Origin of the sequence: Cytobacillus oceanisediminis (genome assembly GCF_004366035.1) — a bacterium.
Classification (GTDB): Bacteria; Bacillota; Bacilli; order Bacillales; family Cytobacillaceae; genus Cytobacillus; species Cytobacillus oceanisediminis_C.
On record NZ_SOEE01000009.1, the window covers coordinates 56,089 to 76,932 of the forward strand.

At 38.8% G+C, this 20,844-nt stretch carries 24 protein-coding genes, 1 pseudogene and 1 riboswitch; of the genes and pseudogenes, 6 read left to right on the top strand and 19 right to left on the bottom strand.

The annotated features are described in order from the left end of the window. Window positions 1-69: 69 nt before the first annotated feature. The 4 genes from DFO72_RS21345 to DFO72_RS21360 form a co-directional block, all read right to left on the bottom strand. Window positions 70-525: a VOC family protein gene (locus tag DFO72_RS21345; protein ID WP_113884137.1), complete on the bottom strand. Its 456-nt coding sequence runs from the start codon at window positions 523-525 to the stop codon at window positions 70-72. 172 nt (window positions 526-697) lie between these two features. Further along, the gene (locus DFO72_RS21350; RefSeq protein WP_113884138.1) at window positions 698-1,498 is read right to left on the bottom strand and encodes a peptidoglycan-binding protein; all 801 of its coding nucleotides are present in this window, start codon (window positions 1,496-1,498) and stop codon (window positions 698-700) included. A gap of 194 nt (window positions 1,499-1,692) precedes the next feature. After that, complete coding sequence (locus DFO72_RS21355) at window positions 1,693-2,076, bottom strand: VOC family protein (protein ID WP_113884305.1); 384 nt, start codon at window positions 2,074-2,076, stop codon at window positions 1,693-1,695. 111 nt (window positions 2,077-2,187) lie between these two features. Then, on the bottom strand, window positions 2,188-2,466 hold the full coding sequence (locus DFO72_RS21360; protein WP_113884306.1) for an ArsR/SmtB family transcription factor: 279 nt from the start codon (window positions 2,464-2,466) through the stop codon (window positions 2,188-2,190). Between the two features lie 186 nt (window positions 2,467-2,652). On the opposite strand from DFO72_RS21360, the gene DFO72_RS21365 reads away from it, so the two are divergent. Continuing rightward, window positions 2,653-3,657 carry a DUF3231 family protein gene (locus DFO72_RS21365; RefSeq protein ID WP_113884139.1) on the top strand — a complete coding sequence of 335 codons (1,005 nt, stop codon included), beginning with the start codon at window positions 2,653-2,655 and terminating at the stop codon, window positions 3,655-3,657. Window positions 3,658-3,754: 97 nt separating this feature from the next. Here the strand turns inward: DFO72_RS21365 and DFO72_RS21370 are convergent, their stop codons facing one another. The 6 genes from DFO72_RS21370 to DFO72_RS21395 all read right to left on the bottom strand — a co-directional run bounded on the left by DFO72_RS21370 (window position 3,755) and on the right by DFO72_RS21395 (window position 8,468). Further along, window positions 3,755-4,630, bottom strand: a complete 876-nt coding sequence (locus DFO72_RS21370; protein ID WP_113884140.1) for a hypothetical protein — start codon at window positions 4,628-4,630, stop codon at window positions 3,755-3,757. 135 nt (window positions 4,631-4,765) lie between these two features. Continuing rightward, window positions 4,766-5,146 (bottom strand): FAS1-like dehydratase domain-containing protein, encoded by a 381-nt coding sequence (locus DFO72_RS21375; RefSeq protein WP_113884141.1) that lies wholly within the window; start codon window positions 5,144-5,146, stop codon window positions 4,766-4,768. Between the two features lie 101 nt (window positions 5,147-5,247). Continuing rightward, entirely contained in the window at window positions 5,248-6,024 is a 777-nt protein-coding gene (locus DFO72_RS21380) for a helix-turn-helix domain-containing protein (RefSeq protein ID WP_113884142.1), read from the bottom strand. Between the two features lie 24 nt (window positions 6,025-6,048). Then, window positions 6,049-6,624, bottom strand: a complete 576-nt coding sequence (locus DFO72_RS21385) for a LysE family translocator (RefSeq protein ID WP_113884143.1) — start codon at window positions 6,622-6,624, stop codon at window positions 6,049-6,051. Window positions 6,625-6,753: 129 nt separating this feature from the next. Continuing rightward, window positions 6,754-7,335 carry a sugar O-acetyltransferase gene (locus DFO72_RS21390; protein ID WP_113884144.1) on the bottom strand — a complete coding sequence of 194 codons (582 nt, stop codon included), beginning with the start codon at window positions 7,333-7,335 and terminating at the stop codon, window positions 6,754-6,756. 92 nt (window positions 7,336-7,427) lie between these two features. Next, the gene (locus tag DFO72_RS21395; protein ID WP_113884145.1) at window positions 7,428-8,468 is read right to left on the bottom strand and encodes an NAD(P)-dependent alcohol dehydrogenase; all 1,041 of its coding nucleotides are present in this window, start codon (window positions 8,466-8,468) and stop codon (window positions 7,428-7,430) included. 240 nt (window positions 8,469-8,708) lie between these two features. On the opposite strand from DFO72_RS21395, the gene DFO72_RS21400 reads away from it, so the two are divergent. Next, entirely contained in the window at window positions 8,709-9,119 is a 411-nt protein-coding gene (locus DFO72_RS21400; protein WP_113884146.1) for a MerR family transcriptional regulator, read from the top strand. Window positions 9,120-9,324: 205 nt separating this feature from the next. Here DFO72_RS21400 and DFO72_RS21405 read toward each other — a convergent pair whose 3' ends face one another. Beyond that, the gene (locus DFO72_RS21405) at window positions 9,325-9,858 is read right to left on the bottom strand and encodes a GNAT family N-acetyltransferase (protein ID WP_113884147.1); all 534 of its coding nucleotides are present in this window, start codon (window positions 9,856-9,858) and stop codon (window positions 9,325-9,327) included. Between the two features lie 32 nt (window positions 9,859-9,890). Continuing rightward, window positions 9,891-10,550, bottom strand: a complete 660-nt coding sequence (locus tag DFO72_RS21410) for an RNA polymerase sigma factor (RefSeq protein ID WP_113884148.1) — start codon at window positions 10,548-10,550, stop codon at window positions 9,891-9,893. 90 nt (window positions 10,551-10,640) lie between these two features. Here DFO72_RS21410 and DFO72_RS21415 point away from each other — a divergent pair, with 90 nt between their 5' ends. Continuing rightward, window positions 10,641-11,051: a VOC family protein gene (locus tag DFO72_RS21415; protein WP_113884149.1), complete on the top strand. Its 411-nt coding sequence runs from the start codon at window positions 10,641-10,643 to the stop codon at window positions 11,049-11,051. 76 nt (window positions 11,052-11,127) lie between these two features. Here the strand turns inward: DFO72_RS21415 and DFO72_RS21420 are convergent, their stop codons facing one another. Beyond that, window positions 11,128-11,658: an SF0329 family protein gene (locus DFO72_RS21420; RefSeq protein ID WP_113884150.1), complete on the bottom strand. Its 531-nt coding sequence runs from the start codon at window positions 11,656-11,658 to the stop codon at window positions 11,128-11,130. Window positions 11,659-11,850: 192 nt separating this feature from the next. Between DFO72_RS21420 and DFO72_RS21425 the strand changes: the two genes are divergently transcribed. Together DFO72_RS21425 and DFO72_RS21430 are read left to right on the top strand one after the other, a co-directional pair. Continuing rightward, a complete protein-coding gene (locus DFO72_RS21425) occupies window positions 11,851-12,630 on the top strand; it encodes an ABC transporter ATP-binding protein (protein WP_113884151.1) in 780 nt (259 codons plus the stop codon). 2 nt (window positions 12,631-12,632) lie between these two features. After that, a complete protein-coding gene (locus tag DFO72_RS21430; protein ID WP_113884152.1) occupies window positions 12,633-14,276 on the top strand; it encodes a hypothetical protein in 1,644 nt (547 codons plus the stop codon). Window positions 14,277-14,469: 193 nt separating this feature from the next. Here DFO72_RS21430 and DFO72_RS30080 read toward each other — a convergent pair. Both DFO72_RS30080 and modA read right to left on the bottom strand, forming a co-directional pair. Then, a pseudogene (locus DFO72_RS30080) lies at window positions 14,470-14,640 on the bottom strand (molybdate ABC transporter permease subunit); the annotation flags it as partial. A 32-nt stretch (window positions 14,641-14,672) separates the two neighbouring features. Continuing rightward, window positions 14,673-15,482 carry a molybdate ABC transporter substrate-binding protein gene (gene modA, locus DFO72_RS21440; protein WP_113884153.1) on the bottom strand — a complete coding sequence of 270 codons (810 nt, stop codon included), beginning with the start codon at window positions 15,480-15,482 and terminating at the stop codon, window positions 14,673-14,675. 550 nt (window positions 15,483-16,032) lie between these two features. Between modA and DFO72_RS21445 the strand changes: the two genes are divergently transcribed. Further along, window positions 16,033-16,455 (top strand): hypothetical protein, encoded by a 423-nt coding sequence (locus DFO72_RS21445; protein ID WP_113884155.1) that lies wholly within the window; start codon window positions 16,033-16,035, stop codon window positions 16,453-16,455. A 457-nt stretch (window positions 16,456-16,912) separates the two neighbouring features. Here the strand turns inward: DFO72_RS21445 and DFO72_RS21455 are convergent, their stop codons facing one another. The 4 genes from DFO72_RS21455 to DFO72_RS29775 all read right to left on the bottom strand — a co-directional run bounded on the left by DFO72_RS21455 (window position 16,913) and on the right by DFO72_RS29775 (window position 20,713). Then, the gene (locus tag DFO72_RS21455; protein ID WP_113884157.1) at window positions 16,913-17,677 is read right to left on the bottom strand and encodes an SDR family oxidoreductase; all 765 of its coding nucleotides are present in this window, start codon (window positions 17,675-17,677) and stop codon (window positions 16,913-16,915) included. Window positions 17,678-17,857: 180 nt separating this feature from the next. Continuing rightward, complete coding sequence (locus DFO72_RS21460) at window positions 17,858-18,418, bottom strand: DUF4256 domain-containing protein (RefSeq protein WP_113884307.1); 561 nt, start codon at window positions 18,416-18,418, stop codon at window positions 17,858-17,860. Window positions 18,419-18,653: 235 nt separating this feature from the next. Then, window positions 18,654-19,913: a cation:dicarboxylate symporter family transporter gene (locus DFO72_RS21465; RefSeq protein ID WP_113884308.1), complete on the bottom strand. Its 1,260-nt coding sequence runs from the start codon at window positions 19,911-19,913 to the stop codon at window positions 18,654-18,656. Between the two features lie 127 nt (window positions 19,914-20,040). Continuing rightward, window positions 20,041-20,190, bottom strand: a riboswitch (cyclic di-AMP (ydaO/yuaA leader). A gap of 121 nt (window positions 20,191-20,311) precedes the next feature. Then, the gene (locus DFO72_RS29775) at window positions 20,312-20,713 is read right to left on the bottom strand and encodes a hypothetical protein (protein WP_181782370.1); all 402 of its coding nucleotides are present in this window, start codon (window positions 20,711-20,713) and stop codon (window positions 20,312-20,314) included. Window positions 20,714-20,844 lie beyond the last annotated feature (131 nt).

Here is a 20,844-nt window from a genome sequence, read left to right on the forward strand (position 1 = left end):
AATGAAACTGTTTCTTTAATTATAACCCTTGTTCCACAACCTGCCCATTTCGTTGAACTAAGAAAAAATTTAGTTTTTATTCTTCAAATACTTCTCCCAATCACTTAAATACATCTTTGGTTTATCTTCAGGCTCAGATGATAATTTACAGATAAACTCCAATGAATTTCCATCTGGGTCATGAAAATAGACCATAGCATGTGTCTGGTCTGGCATTATAATGGGTTCAAGAGGTTTAAAGCCGAATTCTTCACGCATTTCGATGCCGCGCTTTTCGAGCCACGTTTTGGCATTCTTTAGATCTTCTAAATCTACTCTAAAAGCAATATGTCTGATGGACGGATGATAAGTAATATGTGCCTGGTCACATTCCCATAACCCAAGCCAGCTTTCATTCTTAACGATCCAAAAAAATGCAGTTTTTTCATAATTTATTGCTAATTCCAATCCCAAGCCCCTGTAAAACTCAATTGACCTGCTGGTATTACTTACCGGCAAATGTGCTTCGTACAGTCCTTTAATCATTTTTTCACCCCTGTCCATCATGTTCTTAGCATCAATATACCAGTAACAGATCCATATTCCGTCCACAATATGGATGAAATTCTATACTGCTTTATATGTATTTGCCTTCCTCTCTTTAGGTATTCCAAAACAAAAAAAGCTGCCCCGCATGATTGTGCGGGCCAGCTCATACTTATTCGATTACTTCCACACGCACGCTTTTTCGCCCCCATTGAAGGGCATCACTGCGGTTAGGAATGAACACATCGATTGAACTTCCATTTATGCCGCCGCCTATGTCCGCTGCTATCGCAACTCCATAGCCTTCTACTTTTACAATGGAGCCAAGCGGAATGACACTGGGATCGACAGCAATCACTTTCGCATCAGGGTACTTATTTAAATCCAGACCCATCCGTGTCACACCTGAACAGCCCTCACAATCTGCCGTGTACGCTGTGCTTTCCACAGTCAATGTTTTACCGGCAGCTGAACCAGGCTTGGCCTTTCGATCCAGCTCTGCTCTTGTTCTAGGGCCGGCAATTCCGTCTGCAGTCAGTCCTTGCTGTTTTTGAAAGCTCTTGACGGCGCTCACTGTGCCATTTCCATAAATACCATCTAAATTAGATTTATAGTGACCTGTTTGTTTCAGTTGATATTGAATTTGGATGACTTGCTTCCCAATGTCTCCATATCTCAGCACTTTTAACGCATGGCCTGTTTGCTTTCCTGCAATTCCATCAACCTTCAGATTGCGCTTACGCTGAAAATCCTTGACGGCTTCCACCGTGATAGATCCATAGTATCCTGTCGACGTATGGTACGGGAAAACCCCTTTTGTCATCAGGTAATCCTGCAATTCGGCCACATCTGACCCTGATGATCCATTGGCAAGTGTCCGTTCCCCAAGCGCTGCTTCTGTATATGAAGGAGCGGCAAGCATAAGAACTCCAGCAGCAAGAACCATCAGCATGTTTCTAAATCTCTTTAACATAAAAAATCCTCCCCAATTTCTTTTTACATAAAAGAATTCGAGAGGAATTGACATTATTCGTGTATAGAAAGCAGAATCACAACGTTCGGCCCTGTATAATCCATTAATTTGAAATAATGGGTTCTATTTTGTCTGAGTATATATTACGCAGCACAATGAGAAAATAGGACCTCCATAAAGGCCCTTATTTCAGGCTAGTTCTGCACTATTTGAATAAGATTGCCGCATGTATCATTGAATACAGCCAGTGTGACATCACCCATTACGGTCGGCTCAATAGTAAATATCACTCCATGTTTTATTAATCGGTTATATTCTTCGTGTACATCAGCAACGCCAAACATGGTTGCCGGAATTCCTTCTGCAAATATCTTCTTTTGGTATTCTTTGGCGGCCGGATGTACGTTCGGTTCCAGCAATAGCTCCGTACCGTCTTGATCTTCGGGAGAAACAAGGGCGATCCACCTGTGTTCTCCGACTGGAATGTCATGCTTTTTTGCAAACCCCAGCGTTTCTGTATAAAATTTCAATGCCTTATCTTGATCCTGGACGAAGATACTGGTGACAATTACTTTCATCATGTTTTTGCCTCCTTTGATATATATAGCGCATGATTCTGTACTAACAATCTGGGTGCCAGCAAAACCAGCCCGCATATTTGTTAGAATTCCTATTCTGCTTTTAGTAAATTACTCTAGCCATCCTTTCAGCAAATTTTTAAGTGGCTGGTTATTGAAAATAATTACACGATATTTTCCCTTTCGTTCGGATTTTATGAGCTCTGCTTCTTCCAAAACAGAAAGGTGTTTAGCTATTGCCTGCCTCGAAATGGAAAGACCGTGCTTCATAATGAGACGAGCCGTTAATTCATATAGCGTCATCTCTTTACGTTCAGACAGTTCGTCCAATATAAGCCGCCGAGTCGAATCACCAAGTGCTTTGAATATAGCGTCTTTGTCCCAATTCATATTATGATTATAAGCAACCATATGGTTACTTGTCAACACAAGCAACTTAAAGGTTGCATATTTGCAGTGCCGTATCAATGTCGACGGTAAGTACCAGAAGCTGCACAATTAATCTTAAAGGTTTAAGGCCGATGGAATGCATACCTCATGCTGTATGAGTAAAAAATACAGAAGAGGTGAGAACAATTGGAAAATGATAATTTAAAGCTTACAGCTTCCGAAATAGGAACACTATGGGGGGAGTATGTAAACGGAACAATGACCGAGATCGTAAATAGGTATATGATTTCTATTATAGAAGACGAAGAAACAAAACAAGTCTTTGAAATCGCCATTAAGACAGGGGAAAAGCAAAAGAAGCAGCTTGTTTCCTTCATTGAGAGGGATGGATTTCCAGTGCCCATTGGGTTTACAGAGTCCGACCTCAATAAAAGTGCAGAGAGATTGTTTTCAGACACATTCTGCTTAAATTATTTACATATTATGACTATACATGGTTTGTTGGGTCATACTACCGCTTTAAGTGTTTCGGTCAGAAAGGATATAAGGGAGTTTTATAATTCATGTGTTGATGATGCAAAAAGCATGTACGATTTAACCATTGAGCTGCTGCTGAAAAAAGGAGTTTTTCAGAGAGATCCCTATTTTTACCCTGCCGAAAGCCCTGAACTTATTACTGCAAAAGATTTTACTGATGGATTTTTCGGAAAAGGGAGAGTTTTATCTTCTACAGAAATAATCAGTATATCTCTTAACATAAAAAAGGGGATTATGGCAAAAGCCCTTTCCATCGGATTCAGTCAAGTCACAGAATCGAAAGATATAAGGAAGTTTTTTGAGGAATTAGAAAAAGCCGCTGATGAAAACCTGCAAGCCCTTTCAAAAATTATGTATAAAGATAATTTGCCAGTCCCAATGTCGCTGGAATCGGAGATTACCACATCAAAAGACTCTCCTTTCTCAGATAAATTAATGTTGTACCATATGGGTTTTCTGGCTCAAACTGCTCAAGTATATTACGGGACAGGCCTAGCCGGATCCATGCGGACAGACCTGGCCGTTGCTTATGAAAAAGCCATTCTAAAAACATTAGGAATCACCAGGAAATGGTTCAGTATTATGGTGAAAAACAAGTGGTTTGAACAGCCGCCGCTTGCTCCCAATAGAAAAGAGCTTGCTCAAGATAAATAAGTTATCCCCCTCATTTGTGTGAGGGGTGTTCCCCCAATCAATGTTTACCGGCAGCTGAGCCGGTCTTAGCCTTTCGACCAGCTCGGCTCTCTTTTTATTAATCTCCGCCCCCGCCGCAGCTTGAACAGGAACTGCATGATGAGCAGGAACTGCAGGAACTGCAGGAGCTTGTACAGCTTGATGAAAGCTTGCTGCTGATTTTCATGTAACTGGAAAAATCATCATAATGATAATAGGAAACAGAGATGAAAGGAACGAGCATTGCGTTATAGTTTTGCTTATTTTTTCTCATCATTTCTTGTACAGTGCCTTTTTCGTAATTTTTTACTTTCTTTGCTGTTTTTTTCATGGCAGATATAAGTGAGAGCACAGTAGCCATATATTTGCTATCACTCTTAAAATAAAGCTCTACTAGTTCATTTTCCGGCAAACGTTTAAATTCATCAATTATATTTGGAGGTACAGGGAATCTGTAAAATCCCTTATAAAGATGGATATTTTCATTTCTTATGAAAAAGAGCTCACCATACACCCAATCAAAAAATCCGCGCAAATCAGGTTCAGGCGACTTTTTTAAATTCGGACTATGATGGAGAGTGCTTCCTAAGTATTCTTTTGAAAAATCATCATACTCACGGGTAAACATGAGCATCTGATGCCACAGATCATCTACTTTTCCACTGAACATCGGGGACTCTTTTAAAAGAGAAGTCAAAATAAAGTAGCTTTTTAAATCCAGCAGACGCCAGCTGTACTCATTTTCTTTTAGCTTAATTTCTTTCATTACCCTCTCTTCTACGTTTCCCATATAACTTTTACTAAGAGACCTCTCCAGGTGATCACTTAGCTTTTTTAATCCTTTAATCGGTTTTATGTCTAATGATTTTGGAGATAATCCAAATTTAAATGAGAGCTTTTTGCGCAAAAATAAAATAATCCAGCTAACCACTGCAAGCAGGAGTAACCAGATCATGTAAATCCCCCTTGTACCTTTCTTTATTACTATTACGGATTTCATTGCCGGAGGTTCCATATTTTTCGATTTTTATATTCTTTAGTCCAAAAAGAAAAAGCCGCCTTGCTGGCAGCTGCTTAATATAAGTACTATTTAAGATAATATTACACCCGCAAAATTCCCTCTTAGTACTTGTTTCTCATTCTGATTCGTACAAAGGAAAGTGGCCGCAATAGCCATTCTATTACGATCTTGCTCTTCATATTTATCGATGGTCACTTCACAGCTGATAGTATCTCCTGTAAAAACAGGTCTCAAAAACTCAAAATTCATCGTACGGGCCAACACGTTTGCGTCTCCGCCCACTTTGGTTGGAAGAGTGGCCGTTAATAACCCTTGAACCACAAGCCTCCCCTGTTCATCCGGGGTTATATGATGAATTCCTTCATCACCTGATATCTCTGTAAATAATTCAACATCCCTTTTTGTAAAAGTCCGTTCAAATGTAATTATGTCCCCTACTTTTAATGGCATACCAATCTCCCTCCCGAAGGTATCAATTAACAACTGAATATTACAATGGTTATGGATAGTATTCAACTAATATCCAAAGCTGCCCCTTACATTTCAGCCTCTCAGTTTAAATGTGACATATATTCAAATGCTGTAGTCCCATATACGCTTTTAAAATGCTTATTTAAGTGAGTTAAATCAACAAAACCACATTCACTAACAGCGGCATAGATGTCTTTATTTTTTTCTATTACTTGCTTGGCTCGTTCAATCTTGCAGTTGAGAAAATACTGATATGGTGAAATTCCGGTATGAGCTTTAAATAATCTGATAAACTGGTATTTTGATAGATTCAGCTCCTTACATATGTCGTCAAGTTTAAGCACATTCTCCAAGCTCCCATGAACCATATCCTTCGCTTTTCTAATTAGAGCATTATCTTTCTTATCGTATGATGAAAGTTTGGTTTGATTGAGATAATCTGTGAGGGATATTAGTAATTCACTGCAAAAGGCTTCATCTTTTTCGCTTAAAACGGCATGAGAAAGACTCAATATTTTTTGTTCAAGCCGTTCATCATACACCACGGGATTTGAAAAACGGACGATATCCTTTGTCCCGCTAACCTCTGAAATCAACTGGGGGTCAATATATAACATTACATAGTCAAGGCCAGTCTCATCATGCGCCATTCCGTCATGTGCCTGTTCCGGATTAAAGAGCATAACGCCATTTGGATAGGATAATTGGAGACCGCCATCCAGGGTATAGTGCTGAATGCCGCGCAGGGTCACACCTATTGCATATTCCGCGTGAGCATGCCTTTTATACGCAAATTCAGAAATACTTGCTGACAACGCAGTAATGCCTGCCGATTTTTTATAGATAAATTTGTCCATTGGATTCACCCCTTAACAGCATACCTACATCCAGATCATCACACCGGAATAAGCTAAAAATATGGCCATTACTATATTTACAATCTTATCATGCTTCAGTAAAAACGCCTTGAAAATGGTACCGCAAAGAACCCATGTAATGAATGCTAAAAATCCAATAAACGTAATGACGAGAACACTCATTGCCACAGCAGGCACTTCCGTATAATACGGCATGATGAAGCTGGGAATGACAGTCATTGTAAATAAAACAACCTTTGGATTTAAAAACTGCATCAGGAAGCCTGACATAAAGGTCCCATTTTGGTTTTCAGCTGGCTTTGAAGTATCCGCTTTGAATATTTGATAAGCCAGATAGAATATATAAAAGCTTCCGATTAACTGCATAACCATTAAAATCATTGGTATGACCTCCATAAGGATCGTATTCAGCATAGCTGAAATCATAAGCAGCAGACCAAATGCAATGGTAGCACCGTAGGTATATTCCATCGCCTTCTTTGTCCCAATACTATGGACAGTGGATAATATGACGATATTCGTTGGACCTGGCGTAAACGTAACGATAAAACAATATAATAAAAAAGATGTAATATTCATGAATGAAACTCCTTTCAGGGTATTCTCACATAAATATACATCTTAGGATTAAGCGGCTTATAGTATATTATTGCAGAGGAAGCAGAACAAGAGCTGTATCTATGGGAGAAAGTTTTAATAACACTATAATCACTCTAAACCAGCATTAATCCTCTTCACAACTTTCGCAGGAACTCCTGCAGCAACAGTATTTTCAGGAACATCCTTAGTGACAACGGCTCCTGCCGCAACCACCGAGTTTTCACCAATCGTCACACCAGGCAGGATGGTTGCGTTTGAACCAATCCAGACGTTTTTGCCAATGATAACTGGTGACGGGTATGTTGTGTTTCTTGTTTCTAAGGATAACCCATGATTCAGTGTAGCAATCGTGACATTCATACCGATCATGGCTCCGTCTCCGATCCGAATTCCGCCCCTGTCCTGGAAGGAACATCCTGTGTTAAAAAACACGTTCTTGCCAATCGTGATATTCTTGCCGAAGTCTGTATAAAATGGCGGAAAACACATAAAGGAAGAATCAACTTGGCTTCCTGTCAGTTCACTGAATATCTCTGCTATTTCCTCTTTTGAATGAAACGAGGTATTCAATTCCATAGTGATCCTTTGAGCTTCATAACTGCATTGAATTAGTAGCCCATGCAATTCTTTGTCCTCACCTGAAATGGGATTTCCCTTTCGGCAGAAATCTATAAAATCTTCCATGTTCATTTTTTTAACCACCTTTCTTTGTATGCCCATAAAAAATCTAAGTTAAAAATAGAATGTCCCAAAAGCCAGGCTTTCAGGACATTTTTGACCATTTACATAGTGCTGATATCAATCACAAATCGATACTTCACATCTGATGCTAATACTCGTTCGTAAGCATCATCTATTTGATCAGCTGTAATGACTTCAATCTTTGGAACGATATTATGTTTTGCACAGAAATCCAGCATTTCCTGAGTCTCACGTATGCCTCCAATCATTGAACCCGCAAAGGAACGGCGATGGCCGATGAGTGAGAACACATTGACAGACAATGGCTCTGCAGGAGCACCAACGTTAACCAATGTTCCATCAAGCGTGAGCAGTGAGAAGTAAGCATCTATGTCGATTTTCGCACTTACCGTGTTAATAATTAAGTCAAACGTTCCGGCAAGTTTTTTGAAAGTTTCCGGGTCGCTTGTGGCAAAGTAATGGTCTGCTCCGAATCGCAGGCCATCTTCTTTTTTATTCAATGTTTGCGAAAGGACTGTCACTTCTGCACCCATGGCATGTGCAATTTTGACAGCCATATGGCCAAGGCCGCCCATACCGACAACCGCTACTTTCTTGCCCGGCCCAGCTTCCCAATGATTTAGCGGCGAATAAGTGGTAATTCCCGCACAAAGCAGCGGGGCTGCCGCGTCAAGCTCAATGCTATCAGGGATTCTGAGTACGAACTCTTCCTGTACTACAATGTGCGTAGAATAGCCGCCTTGAGTAGGCTCGCCGTATTTGTCTACACCCGCATAGGTTTGGATATTTCCTTTGAGGCAGTATTGTTCTTCTCCTTTACGGCAGTTTTCACACTCACCGCAGGAGTCAACCATACATCCGACTCCTACCCGGTCTCCAGCCTTGTACTTTGTCACCTCAGCTCCTACTTCCGAAACAATTCCTGCAATCTCATGCCCGGGTACGAGCGGATAGTTCACAGGCCCCCACTCCCCATGAGCAGTATGAATGTCAGAATGGCAAATGCCGGCATATTTAATTTCAATCAGAACATCATGCAAATCCAGATCTCGCCGTTTAATTTCAGCCGCTCTAAACGGCTTGTCCGGACCGTCAACGGCCCTCGCTTTAGCAGTTATCATGAATAAAACCTCCTGAATTTTTTTAAGAGAATGATAGATTTTAAAAGAACTCATTTAAATTTTCATCATTTTCTCTTTTCACAACCATGTTAAGGCTTATAGTTAACTCTAGGTCAAGTGATAAATTCAATTTTTTTCATGCTCAATAAAGTGACTTTGACATTTACAAAATACCATGGTAATCTCACGTCATACCTTATAGTTAACTCTAGGTCTATACCTAAGATTAGGAGATAAATAATGAAGACATACACGATCAGTGAAGTTGCAAAGGAATTGAATCTGACAGTGTACACCCTCCGCTACTACGATAAGGAAGGTCTGATGCCTTTTGTAGAACGGACTCCCAGCGGAAACCGCTTATTTAAAGAATCCGACCTTAGCGCTCTAAAAGTAATAGAATGCCTGAAAGCCACCGGGATGCCTATTAAGGAAATTAAAAATTTCATAGACTGGTGTTCTGAAGGGGATGCCACACTGCAGCAAAGATATGACATGTTTCTGGAGCGAAAAGCAAATGTAGAAGCACAAATGGAAGAACTAAGAAAAACAATGGAAGTCATCGAGCATAAATGCTTATACTACAAGACTGCACTGGAAGCCGGAACGGAAGATATTCATAAAGAAGATAAAATAGAGATTAATAGCTGACAGAAAGCCGCCTGTATTTAATACAGATGGCTTTCTTCTTAACTAAAAAGGTCTAATAAAAATCACAGTACACAATCCAGTCGTGTTTATCTTGATTGTAGAAAAAATAGAAACTGCCGCTATCTACAATGTTGAAATGGGCTTTACCCATAAAAAGCCGCCTGCAGGCAGCAAATCTTACACTTTAAATTCTCCTGGATACACCCTATCTTTTACCTTTAAGAATTGAATATACATAGGTATCGTATGCTTCTCCATTTTGCTGCATATACTCTCTTAGAATACCCTCTTTTTGAAACCCGGCTTTAGTTAGCAATTTATTAGATGCCTCATTAACCATAAATACAACTGCCCCAATACGAGTAAGATCCAATTCTTCAAATCCATATTGAATAACTTTCGACACAGCTTCGAAAGTATACCCTTTTCTCCAATGTCCAGGATGTATTTCATATCCTATTTCTGCACGCTTATGTTTATGAGACAATGCATTGAAGCCAACAGTCCCGATTATTCCACTCTTTCCTTTTAATTCAATTCCCCAGCGCATTCCTTTTTTCTCCCTGTAGCTATTTGCAAAAAAGTCAACAAATGCTTCAGCTTGTTCCATCTTTTCTATTTTTTCCTGCCCATAGTAACGTGTCACATTGTCATTAGAAAAACAAGCGTATATACTCTCAGCATCTTCTTTTAAGATTTCTCTCAGCTTCAATCTTTTAGTCTCTAATTTCGGTATCACTTTTCTCTCCCCTTACCTTCTATAGCTATACACTATCTTGAAAATATCTGAAGAATATTCCCATCAGGATCTGTTATAAAAATGGCATGGAAACCCTTCTTCCTATTGGTCATCACCTTGAAATTTTCTGTTTGCAGCAGTCGATAATAATAAAATATCTTTAAAGGCTGCTGGTTTTTAACTGCTGATGAAAATTCATTTATTAAATTGTCATTGCATGGCTGTTTATTAGTATCTGGAGAATTATTTTTCTTTAATGAAGTTCTTGCTCGGTGAAGGGCTGTTTTAATGGATTCATTACTGACTCTCAGCATTGCGGCGATTTCTTCAGAAGTATATTGGAACACATCTTTTAACGTTATTAGCATAGCCTGACGGAGTGGAAGTGTACTATTTAAGATTTCTAATAAACTGTCCCACTCCGTAAAATCCCAACTTTTCTCAAATAACTTATGAGGATCCATCAGCATTTCACTTTTCTTGCGCTTTCCATCAATAAAAATATTTTTGGCAATGGTGTACAAAAAGGGTATGTTAATCACCCGGTCTGGCTCTTTTTCTTTTATTTTGATAAATTTAATCAGTGTCTCCTGGGTTAAATCCTCGGCCAGCCATTCTGAGGATGTTAAGGATAAACAATATTTATATAGTCTCAAAGAAATCTCCTCAATCGTTAAAGATTCTGTAATCATTATACCCTCCAGAAAATTTTCATTATTTTGTAACTTTTGTTTCATTATAATCGTTTGTATAGGAACAAAAAATAAGGAGTGTGATTTTGCATGTTTAAGGTAGGCAGTATTTTTATCCCGGTTACGGATTTGGAAAGATCTAAAAAATGGTATGAAGAGAACCTTGGTCTAACAAAGGTAGATGAGTGGCAGGAAAATGGGGCTGATCATGGTGTGGGTTATGTTTTTAAGAATGACACCACAGGTCTTGCTTTAATAAAAACAGAAAAACCCCAGCCAACAGAATTTACTGTCAAAGGAAAAAATAAAAACGTCTATTATAATTTCGAAGTAGATGACATCCAGCAAGCTTACGATCGGTTGAAGCAAAATGGAGTGGAAACAACAGACATTCATGATTATGGGATCATGAAAGGGTTTGATTTCTTTGACCCTGAGGGGAATGCCTTCAGTGCAGTAAGCGAAGAAATGAATTCGCCCTATCATAAAGATAATTTGTAAGCTTAATTAGTGGAAGCAGCAAACGATGTGCTTCCACTAACCTGACTATTAGCTTACCAGGCTGCCTCCTGCTCCATTAACCATGAATTCTTATCCCTTCAGCTTTACATCGCAATTGATAAAAGAACTGGACAATTTCTTTCTCGCAAAGAATAGATTGTTTCATTTTTTCTAAAGTCCTTTTCCCCGCCCGCCTATCTATCAAGGCAAATATTTTAATCAGCATGTTGTTGGATTCTAATGATTCTTCAATAGAATTCTGAAAATATTCCTCTACTGCATCAAAAAAGTCGTACTGGGCAAAAACCCCTTCGTCTAATACCCATTCATGTGCTTCATTCCAAACTACTGATTCCTGGCTCCAATCGGTATAAGGAATTTGTTTCTTTCTTTTTATTTCATATGTTCTTTTGTTTAGAGCGGCCTCAGAAGTAATGGTACACATATTGAGGACTTCCTTTTTATCAACAGTAATAAAAGCTCTCCCCAATTGATCGTGAGCCCTTCTGTAATTGGTTACTGTAAACTGTACTCTTTCTTTCAGAGACTCACATGTAAAACTATCTAACCTTTTCTTTACCTTGCTCCATTGCTGATTCTGCAACATTTAATCCCCCTAAATATTTCCCATTACCAAAGTCCCTTCAGATTAATTATCTTTAAAGGTCATTCACTTAACAACCTTTCTATTCCTTATCCACTAAGCAGGAAAAAAAGAATTCGCAAATCCCCTTTAGTCATCAACAAATCTAATGTTACACTAGAATTAATGGAATAATTTTGAAATGGGGTCTAGGTGATGGAGGAAGTTATATTAGAGATTAGTAATTTGAGAAAGAACTATGGTCCGAAGTCCGTGCTGAATGGTGTATCCTTTCAGGTGAAAAGCGGGGAAATCATCGGGTATATCGGCCCGAACGGCGCTGGGAAAAGCACTACTGTTAAAATCATGCTTGGCATTGAAGATGACTATTCAGGACAAGTCAAAATCTTTGGCCAGGATATTTCAGATGGAAATAATGAATATAAAAGGAAAATCGGATATGTGCCGGAAATTGCTGAAGTATATGATAATTTGACCGGCCAGGAATACTTAACCTTTGTTGGCGAATTGTATGGCCTCGATTCGGAACTCGCCAGTGATAAGGCAAAAAGCCTGATGGAACTATTCGGCATAGGAGAAGTCTACCATTCCAGGATAGCTTCTTATTCAAAAGGAATGCGTCAAAAGCTCCTCATTATCTCGAGCTTACTGCATAATCCGGAACTTCTGTTTTTTGATGAACCCATCAATGGTCTGGATGCAAATAGTGTCATGATATTCAAAGAAATCATGGCGCAGCTTGCCGAACAGGGAAAAACGATCTTCTATTCTTCTCATATTATGGATGTGGTTGAAAAAATAAGCAGCCGCATTATTCTTCTCCATGATGGCAGAATTGCTGCAGATGGCACCTTTGAAGAGTTAAGGCAGCAAAATACGGAAGGTTCACTCGAACAGATTTTCAACCAGCTTACGGGATTCAGTGAACATAAGGAACTGGGTGCCAGATTTGTTTCAGTAGTAAAGGAGATGTAGGGATGCAGGACTATCGCACTCTTAAACTATTGGATCGTTTTGAGCGGATTTTCAGAAGCTTTGGCGTAGATTACAAGATAATGAGAAGACTCCTGCAAGTAAAGCTAACGATGGATGGACGGCGTGTACCCACCATTTTCTCGCAGAATGCAAAAAAAGAAAACAAAGAAAAGAACAATCAGTACATAAAATCTTTATGGATTTACGTATTGTTTGGGCTGTTTTTGATTCCATTTGTGCTTATGGGGGACAATTACCTTTTCCAGATGAGCCTCTTTTATGGGATTTTCACCTTTTTCGTTATGACCTCCATGATTTCCGATTTCTCTTCGGTGTTACTGGATATTCGTGATCGTAACATCCTGTTCCCAAAGCCAGTCGACCGAAAAACGATCAGCACGGCAAAAATGGTGCATGTTACGATTTATCTTTCTTTCCTTACCATTGCGCTTGCGGGAATCCCCTTGATAGTAGGACTTATCAAAAATGGGCTCTTATTTTTCCTTATTGCTGCCGTAAACATCACCCTGATTGACCTATTGGTTGTTGGTTTAACCGCACTGATCTATTTATCGATTTTGCGATTTTTTGATGGGGAAAAATTAAAAGATATCATCAACTATGTCCAAATTGGGCTGTCCCTTATGATCATGGTTGGCTATCAATTGCTTATTCGCTCTTTTGAGTTAATTGACTTAACGGTCTCGCTTCAGCCAAAGTGGTGGCAGGTGTTCATCATTCCAATGTGGTTTGGGGCAAATATCGAAATGTTAATGAAGGGCACCTTCCAGCCGTTTTATCTCATCTTTTCAGCATTAGGACTCATTGTTCCGATCCTATCCATCTGGATTTATATGAAATTTACCAGCACCTTCGAGCAAAACCTGCAAAAGCTTGCTAATCATGGAAAAGCCAAAGAAACGAAACAGAGTAAAGTGGGACAATTCCTTCTCAGTATCATTTGCCGCTCACCTGAAGAAAGAGCAGTTTTCAGATTTGCCGGCAGCATGATGAGAAATGAACGGGATTTTAAGCTGAAAGCCTATCCGTCTCTGGGTTTTTCCATCGTGATTCCGTTTATTTTTATCATGAATACTCTTCATGAAGATTTTGCACAGCTATCTGACAGCAAGTCCTATTTAACGATTTACTTTAGCTTGATCATCATTCCGACCATCATGATTCTTCTAAAGTACTCAGGGAAATATAAGGGTGCCTTTATTTACCGGGTTGCCCCCCTCAAACAGCTAAAGCCAGTGTTCAGCGGTACCATCAAGGCATTTATCTTTAAGTTATATTTGCCAGTTTTCTTGCTTCTAAGTGCACTATTTCTTTTCCTGTTCGGGGCAAAAATCCTGCCTGATCTTGTCGCAGTATTTATCAGTGCCTGTCTATATGCGGTCATTTGTTTTATGGTTCTTAAAAAAGCCCTGCCCTTTTCGGAGTCTTTTGATGAGTACAATCAAAACGGCAATAGTGCCATTATATTCGGATTGATGCTGATTGTAGCCTTATTTGCCGGCCTTCATTTCGCCAGCACATTATTGCCATATGGAATCTATCTGTATTTGGGGATTGCGATTATTTGCTTGAGTATTTTTTGGAAGCTGGCTTTCAATATTACTTGGGAACAGATTGTTGAGTAACCCGATGGGTGTTTATCAAAGGAGAGTCATTTGATATCGGGATAACCACGATTTTAATGTGCTTATGTTTTAAACTTTAGCTGCCAATATAGGCAGTTCTTTTTTTGCCTCTTTTTGTACAGTACCTGATGTTTTATGCAAATCCCAGCCTTTGCAATAAAAATAGACATCCCGCAAAAGGATGCCTGCTAATTTAAAAGAATTTTAAGATTTTATTCTCTCGACAAACTAACTTAATAAACGATATCCCAATGATGCTCGCCTCCCATAACCAGGCCATCTCCATATTGACTGAGTCAATAGCTGCATAAATAGCTGTTGGAATCTTTAGGGTTTTTCCTGGGATATTTCCGGCAAACACTAAAACTGGTGAACAACAATCAGCAGCCATTTCATTTATTTAAGGCCTTTAAACCCATACTCTTCAAAAATACTCATTGATTTTTCATTTTGAAGATAATCATAGAATAACTTGGCTTCCTTTGGATGACTTGTATCCTTAACCACTCCTAAAGGATAAATAATGGCATCGTGAGTGTTTTCATCTGCCGTGTCCACAATATTAACTTTTTCAGATATTAACGCATCTGTTTTATAAACAATTCCAGCATCCACATTATTCGTCTCTACATATGTAAGCACTTGCCGAACATCTTTGGCATACACCACTTTTTCTTCTATGTTTTTCCAAATACCTATATTTTCTAAAGACGCCTTCGCATATTTCCCTGCAGGAACAGACTCAGGGGTTCCGATTGACAATTTATCAGCTTCAGCAAGATCATTAAATGATTTAATTCCCAGTGCCGAATCTTTCGGCACCACTAGTACAAGTTCATTCCCAACTAAATCGATCCCATTCTTTTCCTCGATAAGCCCGTCCTGTACTAATTCATCAAATTTATCCTCTGCTGCTGAAAAGAAAAGATCAGCAGGTGCTCCCTGTGAAATTTGCTGCTGAAGTGAGCCTGATGCTCCAAAGTTAAAGTTTACTAGCACTTTCGGATGTTCCTTTTCGAAGCTTGCTTCAATATCAGTTAAGGCATCCCGCAGGCTTGCTGCTGCCGAAATAGTCAATTCCACTCTCTCTTCGGTTACTTCTTTCATCTCCTCTCCTGGATTTTTAGTTTGGTCATTATTTGAACATCCAGCCAATGAGAAAAAAAGGACCATTACCGAAAAAAATAACAGGCATTGCTTTTTCATTATGAATCTCCCTTCCCAATTTGTTATATCTGATTATAACTAATTATACCTGCTAACGCCCTGATTATCGCGGTCAGGACATTGTGTCAGATACTTTGGACAAACGCGCATTGGATTGGATAAATTCAGCCTGCAAAGCGTTAATATCTTTTACTGAGAGCTTGAACAGCATCATTCTAAAAACAGCTGAAACAAAGCAGTTAATATCCATTATGAAAGAAATTCTACCTTCTGCAGTTTCAGTCAGAAGTAAAGTCATTAGGGGATTATGGTACATCCCAGACAGGAAAAGTAATGTATGAAACATACTAAAAAGGAAGGATCAAATGCCTTCCTTTTAATATGTTTGAACCAGCAGTGCTTGCTTAAATAAAACTGTCCCCTGCAGCTCCTATCGCCTCAGATATTTCCTTTAATGAATGATATTTATAGAATCGGAATCCAATCCCCTTTAGCTGAATAAGGAAAAGCTGCCTCTTTCAACCAAGGTTTATTAAGTTCATACATAACTTAATAATTGATGGTGATAATAACAACCGAGGTGAAAATTGTGATTCATAAAATATTGCTTTCATTCATTCACATTTTTTTGCTAATGAATCTATTCATAGTAAATGCACAAAGCAGTTCGAATGTTGAACTTCTTGATATTGAAAAAAATGAGATAACAAAAACAGTCACAACCAATCCTAAGATACAATTAGAAGCTGAAATAATAATTAAAGAAATTGATAATGTTGTTAAAAAGTTAAAACCAATTCCAGACAAAGGCTATATGATTAAAATACCCTTAGAGCCGTCTCATCGAGTAGAAAACAAATGGATTTATGCTTTGATTGATGAAGTAATTATAATCATTCCCAAAAATGAAAAGCCATATTTACTCTTATTCGATGATGAAAATAAATCTTATTTTTTCACCTTCGATTCAAAAATTGACCCGTTACTTAACACTTTAGATTTTTCTCTTTAAAAAACCTCTTAAAAGAGAAAGCAGCCATATTGGCAGCTGATTTCTAGAAGAACAACTGCTCAAGAAACCCTACACATAGGACTGATATAATAAAAATAGGTATTGAAATGAATATTTTATTTTGCAATCTAATAACCTCGAATCGTCTATATATCTTACTTACAGCGATAAAAAGAATGATTAGGATAGGCACACTTATACATATGGCGATTAAATCAACACGAGTAAATGGTTTACTGATATATTTATCAAGGTTGATGTTAATAAAAAAGAATATGGAAAATAAAAAGAATTGATAAAAACAAAATCTAAAATAAATCATAGGTGATTACCTCTATTATGCAATTTTCAAACTGGATTCCTTATCTAGTTCCACAAAAATAGCGTTAAATCCCTTCCTGGATCAACGCCTCAATCAGTATGGATGCACCCCTGCACTTTTTTTTGCAACCTGATCCTAACAATCAATCTTTTTACTTAGATATTCCCCGAATGTGATTTCCCCCATTTTTCGAGCAGGATTGGTATTTTTCCCATCAGAAAAGGATTTATATAGTTTTCCAGTTAGAGATAAGCTTAAAACTTTATTTGGCTCATTATTTAGTTTGATTTTCAGTTCAGCCATTTCACTTAATGTCATAACATCTGGTCCGCCAAAATCCTCTGCTCTTCCTTGTGGTTCTTTATCCACTAAACCTATTAGATGATCAGCAAATTCACCCGCATCTACACTTTGACACTTAAATTTTCCCGGGACAATATATCTTTTAAGAAAGGGTTTGGATAGAAATAAATTATCTATAAAATGGTGGAACTGAGTGGCGCGTACGATTGTATGAGGGATAGAGCTCTTTTTCAGCAATTCTTCTGCTTCTAATTTTAGCTTATAATAGTTAAATGGTATTTCATCAATCCCAACAATTGACGGATAAATAAAATGTTTCACGTGCTGCGCTTTTTTTAATAACTCCTTAAAGCCTGAAACCTCTACACTTTTAGAATTTTTAATTGGGCTTGTTGCTGCATGAAGGATTACATCTGCATCTTTTACTGCTTCTTCTACTCCTTCACTTGACGATAAATCGCTATAAATCCACTCGAAATGTCCTATTCCATCAGGTTTTCTCCTAGAAGTTAATTTAACTTTATAGCCAGAATCCTTTAGTTGATTAAGCAAAGCTGAACCTAGTTGGCCTGTGGAACCAGTGACCAATATTTTCAAGTACGACACTCCCATTCTTATGGGTTTCCTTTATATTGTATTATTCAGATATTTGGTGCTATATTCGACTATACTGCCCGTTTTTACAAAAAGAGCCGCCGTAATGGCAGCGAAATACAGAATATGTTCGTTAAAGTGCAGTCTTCAGGAAGTCATCTCCCTAAAATTGCTGCAATGAATCTAAACCCTCAGCGAGCCGCGGAAACCCCTTGCCCCATAATAGGAATCGGCTCCATTGTGATATATAAAAACAGTGTCGTAGCGGCGGTCACAAAAGATAGCCCCTCCAAGTTTTCTGATATTCTCAGGTGTTTGTACCCAGCTCGAGGTTTTCTTATCGACATGTTCAAGCTCCTGAAGCTCCCGGTATTCCTCTTCTGTTAAAAGTTCAATGCCCATGGCCGCTGCCATATCCATAGCGCTGTTTTCCGGCTTGTGTTTTTTCCGTGCCTCCAGCGCTGCACGGTCGTAACAAACACTTCTCCTGCCTTTAGGACTTTCAGCTGAAAAATCATAAAATATGTATTCGTCCGTCTCTTTATCATGGCGGACAACATCCGGTTCACCTTCAGTTGCTTCCATTTCACTGAGCGACCACAGTTTTTCAGGATTAGCCTCGAGCTTCGCTTGTACATCAGCCCACTCCACACCTTCATGGCGGTGCATGTTTTTCTCAAAACGTACTTTCAGAGATTCCAGCAGTTCCTCACGCTGTTCTTGTGACAGCTCCATATTTCCCATTGCCAAGTTAACTCCTCCTAGTTTTTACTCCATTATAATATAATTATGACCTTAAGGGCTATTTGATAAAAGTGGAGCATCATTAACTATTCATAAGCCACCTTTGGACTCTCTCACGTTGGTTTCCCGCTATTCTGTCCGAACCTGCTCCATCTTCCTCTCTTTTTGGAATGGCACAAAGAAACAAAAAAAACACTAACAAATACGTTTCCATTTGTTAGTGTTTTCCAATATATTATGAAGCTTGTTCAAATCTTTCTTCTGCTGGAGGGTTAAATTGACCTTCCCACTTAGCAATAACAATAGCCGCAAGTGAGTTCCCCACCACGTTAACGGCTGTTCGGCCCATATCAAGGATACGGTCGATGCCGGCAATAAAGGCAAGGCCTTCTGCAGGCAATCCAATTGTGCTGAATGTAGCCAGCAGCACGACAAAGGATACGCCGGGCACGCCCGCCATTCCTTTCGATGTAACCATCAGAACTAACATTAATGTAACTTGCTGTCCTATGCTTAATTCTATCCCAAACATCTGTGCAATAAATAAAGAGGCAATGGCCTGATATAAAACGGATCCGTCCAGGTTAAAAGAATAGCCTGTTGGAATAACGAAGGACGAAATATGTTTCGGGCTTCCCGCTTTCTCCATTTTGTCCATGATTCTCGGAAGCACCGTTTCAGAACTTGCAGTTGAAAATGCCAAAATCAATTCTTCTTTAATCATCTTCAATAATTTAAAGATGCTGAACCCGACAACTTTGGCCATTATCCCTAACACAACAAGAACAAAGAAGATCATGGCTCCATATACAGTAAGTGCAAGCTTGCCCAAAGGAATTAATGAGGCAAAACCATACTTGGAAATCGTTACACCTATTAAGGCAAATACTCCAATTGGTGCATACTTCATAAATAGGTTTGTCACATAGAACATGGCCTTTGCCGTGCCTTCGAAAAATCTCAGTACCGGTTTTCCTTTATCCCCAATTGCTGCAATTCCAAGGCCAAATACAACGGCAAAGAAGATAATTGCCAGCATATCGCCTTCAACCATGGCTTGTACAGGATTAGTAGGTACGATATGCAAAAATGTATCTGCTATCGACTTGCCTTCCTGCTCTTTATTGGTTTCGACATAGCTTGAAATGTCACTTTGCTGCAGGCTGTCCATATTCAAGCCGGCACCAGGCTGAATAACATTACCTGCAATGAGGCCAACCACAATAGCAACCAAAGTCATGCCAATAAAGTAAGTCAATGATTTACCGCCAAGCTTCCCGACAGATTTCAAATCACCAACACCAGCAATAGCAACAATAATTGTTGATAGTACTATGGGAACAACAATCATTTTAATTAAGCGGATAAAAAGATCGCCAAATGGCTGCAGGACACTTTGCGCCGTTTCACTTCCATAGAAAATACCGCCAACAGCGATCCCTAAAATAAGACCGATGAAAATTTGAGTGGCTAAACTTAGTTTAATTTTTTTCATCAATTACCCTACCTTCTTGTTAGTTTGATACGTGCTGCGCAGGCAAGGGAAACAAAGATGAGATCCTGATAAAAAAGAAAATCGACAAAAATGAGGGTTTTGTCAATTCACACTATTTCATATTCTCTTATGTTTCCTTAAACGCTGACGAGGTTAGCTTTCGGGTTAGGACTGCGGAAACAGTAAGCCCTTCCATAGTAGGATTCACCCCAAGCGGAAACTCCGCTGTAAATATTGGGTCCCCCGTTCTTAAAATAAGATTAAGCATAGATCACTAGATCATTATATTATTTCGAGATAATTTTTGTAAATAGTTAAGTTTTCCCGGCAAAATTAAATGGCCTCTTTAACACGCCAAAAAGAGCTGGAATTCAATGTTTTTTCTGCTCTTGCACTTGTTATTGGAAATCAATATTAATAGCAATGATAAATATAAGCACGATCACGGATAATGCTGTATTTACTGACCACCACCTTATTTCTGCCTTTGTCAGTACACGGTCAATGATGAAAAAAGAGACAGCAGAAACAAGACTAAGTTCTTTTAACACTGAACCAAATAGACAATGGAATAAAAAAGAGGCAATTTCACGATTTGTGCTAGCATTGAAAATCTTCTTGCTCAACCAGTCACTGAATATCGAAGTAATTACTCCATAGGTAACGACAAACAAAAAATTCAAATAATATAAATTAAGAAAAGCATTCATATCAAAGCCTGTTAGCACTGAAAAAATCAGTGCAAATAACACACTGCTAAGAATGGATGTTAAAATTTTTCTCTTTAAAATATTAGACATTTCCCACTTCATCCTTTATGGAGGCTGCATAATAAAAAGTAAATTTTATAAGTTGAAAATAAGCAAAACAAAAAAGGCATATGGCTCCGCCTGCGCCAAATACAATGATAGCCACACATGCTATCCCCGCT